Source organism: Nocardia carnea (genome assembly GCF_029869215.1).
Taxonomy (GTDB): Bacteria; Actinomycetota; Actinomycetes; order Mycobacteriales; family Mycobacteriaceae; genus Nocardia; species Nocardia carnea_B.
Genome location: NZ_JARWPM010000065.1, coordinates 1 through 9,511 on the forward strand (window position 1 = coordinate 1; position 9,511 = coordinate 9,511).

General features: G+C 69.9%; 8 protein-coding genes. 3 read left to right on the forward strand and 5 right to left on the reverse strand.

From position 1 onward, the window contains the following. Positions 1-94: 94 nt before the first annotated feature. The 4 genes from QH276_RS02985 to QH276_RS03000 form a co-directional block, all read right to left on the reverse strand. Positions 95-1,780: a SulP family inorganic anion transporter gene (locus QH276_RS02985; protein ID WP_280399626.1), complete on the reverse strand. Its 1,686-nt coding sequence runs from the start codon at positions 1,778-1,780 to the stop codon at positions 95-97. Positions 1,781-1,910: 130 nt separating this feature from the next. Then, entirely contained in the window at positions 1,911-2,336 is a 426-nt protein-coding gene (locus tag QH276_RS02990; RefSeq protein WP_280399613.1) for a DUF7144 family membrane protein, read from the reverse strand. A gap of 23 nt (positions 2,337-2,359) precedes the next feature. Next, positions 2,360-3,544, reverse strand: coding sequence for an AI-2E family transporter (locus QH276_RS02995; protein ID WP_280399612.1), 1,185 nt, complete (start codon positions 3,542-3,544; stop codon positions 2,360-2,362). Then, positions 3,541-3,915 carry an SHOCT domain-containing protein gene (locus QH276_RS03000; protein WP_280399611.1) on the reverse strand — a complete coding sequence of 125 codons (375 nt, stop codon included), beginning with the start codon at positions 3,913-3,915 and terminating at the stop codon, positions 3,541-3,543. Before QH276_RS03000 ends, QH276_RS02995 begins: the two co-directional genes overlap by 4 nt. A gap of 221 nt (positions 3,916-4,136) precedes the next feature. On the opposite strand from QH276_RS03000, the gene QH276_RS03005 reads away from it, so the two are divergent. Beyond that, positions 4,137-6,767, forward strand: coding sequence for a LuxR C-terminal-related transcriptional regulator (locus QH276_RS03005; RefSeq protein WP_280399610.1), 2,631 nt, complete (start codon positions 4,137-4,139; stop codon positions 6,765-6,767). A 123-nt stretch (positions 6,768-6,890) separates the two neighbouring features. After that, positions 6,891-7,088, forward strand: coding sequence for a hypothetical protein (locus tag QH276_RS03010; protein ID WP_280399609.1), 198 nt, complete (start codon positions 6,891-6,893; stop codon positions 7,086-7,088). A gap of 24 nt (positions 7,089-7,112) precedes the next feature. On the opposite strand, the gene QH276_RS03015 is transcribed toward QH276_RS03010, so the two are convergent. Beyond that, a complete protein-coding gene (locus QH276_RS03015; protein WP_280399608.1) occupies positions 7,113-8,129 on the reverse strand; it encodes a polysaccharide deacetylase family protein in 1,017 nt (338 codons plus the stop codon). A 116-nt stretch (positions 8,130-8,245) separates the two neighbouring features. On the opposite strand from QH276_RS03015, the gene QH276_RS03020 reads away from it, so the two are divergent. Continuing rightward, on the forward strand, positions 8,246-9,511 hold a 1,266-nt coding region (locus QH276_RS03020), incomplete at its 3' end, for a putative glycoside hydrolase (RefSeq protein ID WP_280406593.1).

Sequence of the window (9,511 nt, forward strand, 5' to 3'; positions counted from 1 at the left end):
GGGGCCTTCTTCTCGGGGGGGGGGCCGCCCCCGCCCCCCCCGCGCGCGGGGGGCCGGCCCCGGGGGGGCCCCCCCACGGCCGCTGTCCCGGCGGTCAGCGTGGATCAGTGCTCCCGGCTGCCCGCGGTGGTTCGGCCGTTGCGGCGGCGACGCTGGCGAACACCGGAATCCGGTGAGGTCCCGGCTGTGCGGCCGTCAATTCGTCTCCGAACTGGCCGATCGAGCGGGCGATCCGGAAGTCGATACCGCGGTGGGCGAGGCTGTCGCGCAGATCGACCAGCATGGATGCGGCCGTGACGTCGATGGCCGGGGAGGTTTCGGCGTCGAGCACGACCAGCCTGGTGTGCTCGGTGCACAATTGTTCGATCCGCCGCCGCACATGGTCGGCGTTGACGAAGTACAGCCCGGCCTCCACCCGCACCACCAGCTGGTCCGGTTTCCGCGCGAGACCCGGGTGGCGGTGGACGTCGAGCCACAGGCCGTCGCGGGGCCCGAGGACCGCGATATGCGGCTGGGAGCCGCGGTACACCAGCAGGGTTATCGCGACCCCGGCGCCGATGAGCAGACCCGGCAGCGTATCGAACAGCAGCACACCCAGCAGCGCGGCGATCGCGGCGAGGAAATCGGCACGGGCGGCGCGTCCGTAGATATGGCCCAGCCATTGCGTCCACACCCGGTAGAGCCGGCGCAATGCCCCGATATCGACCAGTTCGACGACTGCCGCGATCACCACCGCGGCCAGGGTCGCTTCGGGGAGTTGTTCGAACAGCCCGGTGAGCAACAACAGGGTGAGGACGGTCAGGACCGCCACCACCAGACCACTCACCTGTGTTCTCGCCCCCGCCGACCCGTTGACCGCGGTTTTGGACAGACTGCCGTTGACCACCATCCCGGAGAAGAAGCCCGCGCCGAGGTTGGCCGCGCCGAGGCCGGACAGTTCACGGTTGGGTTCGATGTCGTAGCCGGCCTTCGCGGCGTAGGTTTTGGCGGCGCCCAGCCCTTCGGCGAACCCGATCAGCAGTACCCCCACCGCGGGCCCGAGCAGATCGAGGTAGTCGTGCCAGGCCACGCCGCCGGGTAACCCGGGGACGGGCAATCCGGAGTCGATCGGGCCGACGATATCCACGCCCTCGGTGTCCAGGCCGAACAGTGCCACGGCCAGGATGCCGGCGAGTACGGCGAGCAGCGCGCCCGGGACGATCGGCAGCCATTTCCGTACCGCGAGCACCAGTATCAAGCTCAGCCCACCGACCAGCGGCGTGCGCCACTGTATCTCGCCGAGCCCGGTCAGTACGCCCCATAGCTGCTCGAAGAAGTTTCCCTCGTGTTTGTCGATGCCGAGCAGTTTCGGTACCTGGCCGATGATGATCACCAGTGCCAGGCCGACGATGAAACCCTTCAGCACCGGCTCGGAGATGAACGAGGCGAGGAAACCGAGCCGCAGCAGACCGGCCAGCAACCCGACTACCCCGGTGGCGAGGGCGAGTGCGGTGGTGAGGGCGAGATAGCGGCCGCCGTCGGCACCGGCGAGCGGCGTGATCAGGGCGGCCGAGAGCGCCGCGGTCGCCGACATCGGACCCACCACGAGATGCCGGGAGCTCCCCGCCAGCGCGTACAGCACCAGCGACGGGACCGCCGCGTACAACCCCACCACGGGCGGCACGCCCGCGATCGTCGCGTAGGCCAGCGCCTCGGGCACCAGCACCGCCCACACTGTCAGGCCGGCGAGGACGTCCGGCCGCAACCAGCTACGCCGATAGCCGTGCAGCGAGGGGAACAGCTGGGCGGCAAAGGCCCGGACCCGGCTTCCGCCGGAGGTGCCGGTCGGCCGGGTAGCCGGGTCGCTCACAACTCACCGTGCCCTTCTTCGTAGGTGGCCTGCGCGGGACGGATCGGCGCGGGAGCGGTCCTCAGTCCTGCGGGTGCCAGGTGGCGATCGCCCGGATCGGCACCACGCTCAGAACGATGACCAGCGTTGACCACCACGGGTAGTACGGCAGGCTCAGGAAGTGCGCGATGATCGTGAGCGCGAGGAAGCCGATGGACAGCACCTTGCCCCAGGTTCTTCCCGTGATCAGGCCCAGGGCCGCAGCGATCAGCAACGCACCGAGCACGATATGGATCCAGCCCCAGGTGGTGATGTCCAGCTCGTAGGTGTAGGCGCCGCCGAGAACGAACAGGTCGTCGCGCGCGACCGCGGCGATCCCCTCGAACAGGGACAACGTGCCGACGGTGAGCAACAGGACCGCCGCGGCGATCGAGGCGGACGACGCGAAACCCGGTTTTATCGGAGACTGCACGGGGACTGTGGCGGTGTATTGCTCTGCGGTGGTCATCTCCACTCCTTCCGAGCGCAGCGCTACGACTGTGGCCGGTCGCGGGGCGGGCCCGCCTCACCCCGGCCGGGTGAACCGGTTTCCTCCGGTGCCGGGCCCGCGGATTCGGTGCCGGGCCGCTGTGCACGTCCGGGGACGCGTTCACCGATGAGCACATCCATCCATTTGGTCGAGGGGTCCATATCGAACAGCAGCGCCTTCGCCAGCAGGGTCAGCGGGATGGCCAGCAGCGCGCCCAGCGCGCCGAGCACCCACGACCAGAACACCAGCGAGAGAAAGGTGATCGTGACGCTCAGCCCGACCGCGTCGCCGACGAATTTGGGCTGGATCACCGACTGCACGATCACGTTGAACACGCAGTACAGCACGATCACCCAGATCATCATGGTCACGCCGCTGTCCAGCAGCGCCAGCAGCGCGGGCGGCACCAGCCCGATGACGAATCCGATATTCGGGATGTAGTTGGTGATGAACGACAACAGCGCCCACAGCAGCGGGAACGGCACCGCCAGCAACCACAGCGCCACACCGTCGAGCACCGCCACGATCAGCCCGAACACGGTGGAGACGACCAGGTATTTGCGGGTACCGGCGGTGAACGACTCCAGCGCCTGCGCGATATCGGGCCGCATACCGCGCAGGACACCGATCCGGCGGCCGATACTCATGCCGTCGAACAGCATGAACAGCAGCAGCGTGACCACGAAGACCAGATTGGAGAAGGCGCCGGCCAGCCCGCGCAGCAGATCCTCGAACAGCTCCACCAGTTTGCCGAAATCGATTCCGCTCAGCGCGTGATCGATCCGTTCCCGATCGATATCGAATCGCGCCAGCAGATCCTGGATCTGCCCGAGCAGAGCGGCGAACCGATCGGTGTAGTCCGGTAGTGCGGTGGCCAGCTGCGCCGCCGACAACGCCAATGCCGCGACCAGTCCGAGCAGGATCAGGTACACCACCACCAGCGCCGCGAGCATGCCCAGCCAGGCGGGCCGGCCGCTGCGCTGCATCCACTGCTGGATGGGTTGTACGGCGATGGCCAGCATCAACGCCAGGAACACCGGGCCCAGCACGCCGGAAAAGGCTTTCGCGCCTGTTACGGCGACCACCGTGGCCGCCGCCACGAGCAGCACGATCAAACCGCGCGGAATCGCCCACTGGCCGGGCCCGGGCACCGTGGGTTGCGGTGCCTTCGGGGGCCCGGCGGTCACGACATGGCCTTGGCCTTGAGCCGTTCGAACTCGCCTTCGGTGATGGTGCCCTCGGCGAGCAGCCGTTTGGCCTCCGAGATCTGCGCGGCCGGATTGGTACCCGCGGTCCGCTGAATGTATTCCTTCTCCGCGGCCTGCACCTGCTGTGCCTCGGTGATCGACCGCTGCGTCATCCCCTTACCCCGGACGATCAGGTAGACCAGCGACGTCAGCAGCGGGAGCACGATCAGGAAGACCACCCAGATCGCCTTGACCCAGCCGGAGGTCTCACGGTCCCGGAAGAGGTCGCCGATGATGTAGAACAGCAGCAGCAGATAGGCGATGAACGCGAAGCTCACGACAACCAGCCACAGTGCTTCCCAGAACGACACGGTCCACCTCGCTTACGTCGGATCCCTCGGTCCCCGGGGTGGGGATCTGCTCCACGCTAGGGCGGGTGGGCGGCGCTGCGACTCACCCGATCCGGATGAATATTCCCGGATACGCGCTGGTAACAGGTTGGTTCAGGTGCCGCTGAGGGTGCCCTCTGCTCGGGTAGGCTGCGGCCGAGTGCGTGCTAGTGCTGTTTCGGGAATTTTCTTCGGGAGGCACCGTGACCACTTCGCCAACACTGGATCCGACGGGCCGCCCGATAGCGCGAGCCCGGCCGCGATCGCATATCCCGGTGTTCCCCTTCGATCCGGTACCGCGGCCGCGGCTGCGTTCCGGCCTCGACGCCGTCGTGGATCGCCGCCACGGCGGGGTGCTGCTCATCTGCGGTGCGGTGGGGGTCGGGAAAACCGTGGCGGTAGCGGATTGGGCGGCAACGCATCTGCCGCGCGTCCGGCCGGACGCCCGGATCGCCTGGCTCACCGTGCGCGATCAGACCGCGCTGTGGCCGGAGTTGCGGTCCCGGCTGGGGGTGCGGGCCGCGGGGTCGGGGCAGCCGGCCGCCGGGGTGGGTGAAGCGGATTCGATATTGGCCGCCCTGGCGGCCGAGGCGGAACCGACGGTGCTGGTGATCGATGACGCGCATCTCATCACCGACCCCCTCGCGCTGGCGGGGCTGGAATATTTCCTGCAGTACGCGCCGCCGACACTGACGACCATCGTCTGCGCCCGTTTCGAACCGCCGATCCGCTGGCATCTCCTCCAGCTGCAGTCCCGGCTGACCCGCTGGAGCGCCCAGGATCTCGCCCTCTCGGCCGAGGAGGCCGCCCGCCTGTGCGACGGGCACGACTGCGGCCTCGACCCGCAGGCGCTGCGTACGTTGATGGACCTCACCGAGGGCTGGGCGGCGCTGGTCCGGATCGCCGCGATCTACCTCACCGCGAGTCCGGGCGAGAAAGCCGACGCGCTCACCGCGCTCGCCCGGCCGCCGCATGCGTTCGCCGATCTTCTGGTCGGGGAACTCATCGATACGCTCTCCCCCGCCCTGCGGCATTTCCTCACCTGCACCAGCGTGCCGGAGGAGTTCACCGAACAACTCGCCGACGATCTCGTCGGCGGCGGGTCCGCGCATCTGCTCTACGAGCTCGACCGGATCAACTTCCCGATGACCTCGCTCTCCCGCGGCGGCCGGGTCTGGTACTCCTACCATCCGATGCTGCGGGCCTATTTCCTGGCCGAAGCGAACCGGCTGGGACAAGACCTGTGCGCCGACCTGCATCTGCGGGCGGCCCGCCGGCTCACCGCGATCGGGGAACTGCAGGCCGCGCTGGCGCATCTGCTCGCGGTACCCGATCATCGGCCGCTGGGGTCGTTCCTGGCGGAGAACGCGCTGGCCCTCGTGTTCGCCGACCACGGGGAATCGCTGTTCGACGCGCTGGCCGCCGGCGCCCCCGATGTGCTGACCGATCCGTTCCTGCGACTGCTGCAGGCCACCGACGCGCTTCTGCACGGCGGTAGCGGTACCGCGCAGGCCTACCGGGACAGCGCCCGCATCCTCGCCGACGACGACCCGCATTCCCTGGCCGGGCCCTACCGCCTGGAAACCCTGACCGCGGCCGTGGACGCCGAACTGGCCGTGGCGACCGGCGCCGATACCGAGCCGATCGTATTCCCGGAGCGGATGCCGCCCGCCGACCGCCCCGATCTCGACGGCTACCTCGCCGTCACCACCGGTACGGCGCTCGCGCTGCGCGGCGAACTCGCCCGCGGTGAGGAACGGCTGCGGATCGCCTTGAGCCGCACCCGGTCCCGCTGTCATCCGCGGTTGCGGTTGATCGCGGTGACCAGGCTGGCCGTCACCGCCGGACTGGCGGGGTCGATCACCACCATGCGCCAGCGCGCCGAACGGGCCTGCGCCATCGCCCGCGACCACGATCTGCTCGATCTCCCGGAAACCGTGCACGCCACCGCCCTCGAGGCCTACGGCGCCTACCTGCAGGGCTCCGATCCGCAGCCGGAGCAGATCCGGATCCTGTGCGCCGAGCACATCCGGCGCGACGGTACGCCGGGTCCGGTGGCGGGCTGGCTGCCGCATGTGGTGGGCAGCCTGCTCGACTGCCAATGTGGTGCGGACCGCGCCGCCGCTGTCGACCGGCTGCGCCGCAGTATCGGCCGGCTCCTCGACGCCGACCCCGCCCCCGTGCTCGGTGGCGGACTGCTCAGTGCCGCGGTGTGGGCGCTGCTGGGGGCCAACGAGTCCGCCGCCGCCCGCCGGCTGGTGGAGCGCGGCCGGACCGTGCTGGGCGTCACCCCCGACACCGTCCTGTCCACCGCCGCGCTCACCTCTCTCGGCGGCAATCACCACGCGGTGATCGGCCAGGTGGAACCGGTGCTGACCCAGCCGGCCACGCATCCGGTCGCCCGTATCACCGCCTGGCTGCTGTATGCCCGCGCCCACCATCATCTGGGTAACGACGCCAAGACCCGGGAAGCCGTGGACAACGCGTTGCGGATCGGTGCCACGCACCGCATCGCCCGGCCGTTCTTCGATGTCCCCGGCACCATCGATCTGCTCGACTACTACGCCGGTTGCTTCGGGCACTGCAGCGCCTTCGCCGACAGCGTCCGGGCCGGGCACCGGTCGCGACGGCGGGTCCAGCATCCACCGCTGACGGCCACCGAACTGCGGATCCTGCAGCAGCTGCCCTCGGGCCGCACGACCCAGCACATCGCCGACGATCTCAGTGTCTCCATCAATACGGTCAAAACGCATCTGCGCGGTATCTACGCCAAACTCGGCACCCGTTCACGGATGGAAACACTGCAGGAAGCGCGGCGCAGCGGGTTGCTCTGACCCGCCGCGGGCCGCTTTCACCCGGTGCGGACGATGTGCGGGCCCGAGGCCACGGAGCACACTTCTTTCCGACGCGGCGACGCCTGCCGCCGCAACCCGGTCCGGACGAGGCAGGAGACGGCGATGCGATACCAGTTCACCATCGACGGCGAACTCTCCGAACGCGCACTCGCCGCCTTCCCCGAACTCACCGGCGGCCACACCCAGGGCACCACGGTGCTGTCGGGTCCGATCACCGACCCGACAGGGGTGCGCGGCATCCTGGCCCGCATCGACAACCTCGGTCTCACGGTCATCGAGATGCGCCGCCTTCCCGATTGATTTCGGGCGGTTCGTACTTCTGGGTCAGTAGGTATACGCCCGCTCGGCCCACCGCGGCGCGAGCCGGCTTGCCGATGCGCGCGGGTACGAGATGCGTTCCGGGTTGCCGTCAGAGGTGTAGCGGCGGGCCGGGTCGGCTGCCAACACATCCAGCCAGTAGGCGGAATCGAACGGTACCGCGCCCAGCCCGGACCGGATCCGGGGCACCGCGACCGGATCCATCGCAGCGAACGGAGCGGGCGCGGGGTTCGCGCCGACCAGCATCACCGCATCGAAGCGGTAGGTGATGCCGCCCCATGTCCCGGCGAGTGCGAGCGCGGGGTCGGCCGGGGAGCTGCCCAGCGGTAACGCCATCGTGCGGACTTGCGCACCCGGTACCGCAGCGGTGACGGCGCGGACGTTCTGGGCCAGCTCACGCTGCACGCCGGTGGCATCGAGTCCGGCCAGGTCGGGGTGGGTGGCGGTGTGCGCGCCGATCTCGTAGCCGTGTTCGGCCAGCCAGGGCAAAGCGCGCGGGTCGGCTTCGAAGGGGTCGTTGTTGACGTAGAAGGTGGCGCGGGCCGGGAAGTCCGGGTGTTCGGCGGCGAACCGTTCCAGCACCCCGACCGCGCAGTCCGGGGCCGGTTCACCCGCCGCGGTGAAGCGCAGCTGGCTGCCGGTGGAATCGTCGAAGGTGAGCACCACGGGATGGGTGCCGGCCGGGATATCGATCTCGCCGGAGATGTACTGCGCGGCAGTGATCGGCCGGTACCCCTCCCGGTGGAGCCGGTCCAGCTCGGCGCGGAACTCCGCCGGGCTCTGGTCGTATTCACCGGACGGGTTCGCGGTCACCTGGTGGTACATGAGGATCGGCACCTCGCCCAGTTCGTCGGCACCGACGGCCGCGGGGTCGGGCGGGGCGGGCGGCGCCGGTGGCGGCACCGAGCCGGTCGGTGGCAGGTCCGCCGCGGCGGGCTCCCCCGCTGTTCCGCAGGCCGTGGCCACCGCGCACACCAGTGCCGCCGCGACCACCCGAACATACTTCCCCGGGTACCGCACCATCGCCCGGATATTACGTGCCGGCAACGATTTACGGTTCATCTCCGCGAAACAGATCGGGGCCCGGCGGGACTCGCCCATAGTGGGCGGGAAGCTGTTCTGGAAGTTGGTGCGTTGTTGTGCTCGTGCGGGTCCGGGCGGCCGATCGGAAACGGTTGGCTGCCCTCGTTTTCGGTGTCGTCGTCATCGTTCTGCTGGTATCGGCCGGTCTCGGCGCCGGCCGTTCCCCCGCCCCCGATCTGCCGCTCAGCGGCCTCCCGGACGGGCCCGTCGGCGCGGCGGCGCTGCGGGACCTGACGCTACGGGTGGACGCCACCGGTCATGATCCGCACGCGGTACGGCTCACAATGGACGGTTCGCCCGTCACGGGCCGGGTCGAGGGCACATCCGTCCTCTACGGGCCGGAAGGCCTGGGCGACGGCGAGCACACCTTCACCGCCGAGATCCCGCCCGGTGGGATCACCGGATGGCTGCGCGACGGACCGGGCGCCACCGCGACCTTCACCGTCGACACCGCGGCCCCGGAACTCGAAGTGGCACAACCGGATACCGTCACCTCGTACCGCGATCCGGTCACCGTCCGCGGCCGGGCACCGGATGCGCGGCAGATCTCCATCGGTGCGCATTCGGTGACCCCCGGCCCCGACGGCAGCTTCGTGAGCGAACTGCCGCACAGCCCCACCGGAGCGGAGGTCGTTGCCGTCGACGCGGCGGGTAACGCCACCACCCGCGCGCTCACCACCGGAATCGACCTGCCCCGGATGCGGGCCGTGCATGTCACCGCGCACGCCTGGTCGTACGCGCCGATGCGCGAGGCCGTGCTGGACCTGGCCCGGCAGGGTCGCATCGATACCGTGCAACTCGATATCAAGGACGAGGACGGCGTCGTCGGGTACGCCTCGCAGGTGCCGCTGGCCCGGACCACCGGCGCCGCCACCCCGATCTACGACGCGCGGGCGGCACTGCGGCACCTGCACGATATGGGCGTACAGGTGGTCGGGCGGATCGTCGCGTTCCGCGATCCGACGCTCGCCGAATGGGCCTGGCACCACGGCCGCCCGGACTGGGTGGTGCAGAACCCGGCCCGGCAGCCGTACTCCAGCCACTACGGCGCGATCGCGTTCACCAACTTCGCTCATCCCGACGTCCGCGGCTACAACATCGCGCTCGCAGTGGAGGCGGCCGAACTGGGCTTCGACGGGATCATGTACGACTATGTCCGCCGCCCCGACGGCAGCCTGTCGAGTATGCGGTTCCCCGGTCTGAAGGGTCCGGCGCCCCCAGCCGGGGCCCGGGTGCAGGGGCCGCGCCCCCCCCCCGGGCCAGACCCCGGGGCGCCCCCGCGCCCCCCCGGGGACCGGGTAAAACCCCCCCCCGCCCCCCCC

Bases quoted from the DNA above. Each gene is read 5' to 3' on its own strand.
- QH276_RS02990 (WP_280399613.1), bottom strand. From the start codon at position 2,336: ATGACCACCGCAGAGCAATACACCGCCACAGTCCCCGTGCAGTCTCCG.
- QH276_RS03010 (WP_280399609.1), top strand. From the start codon at position 6,891: ATGCGATACCAGTTCACCATCGACGGCGAACTCTCCGAACGCGCACTC.
- QH276_RS03015 (WP_280399608.1), bottom strand. From the start codon at position 8,129: ATGGTGCGGTACCCGGGGAAGTATGTTCGGGTGGTCGCGGCGGCACTG.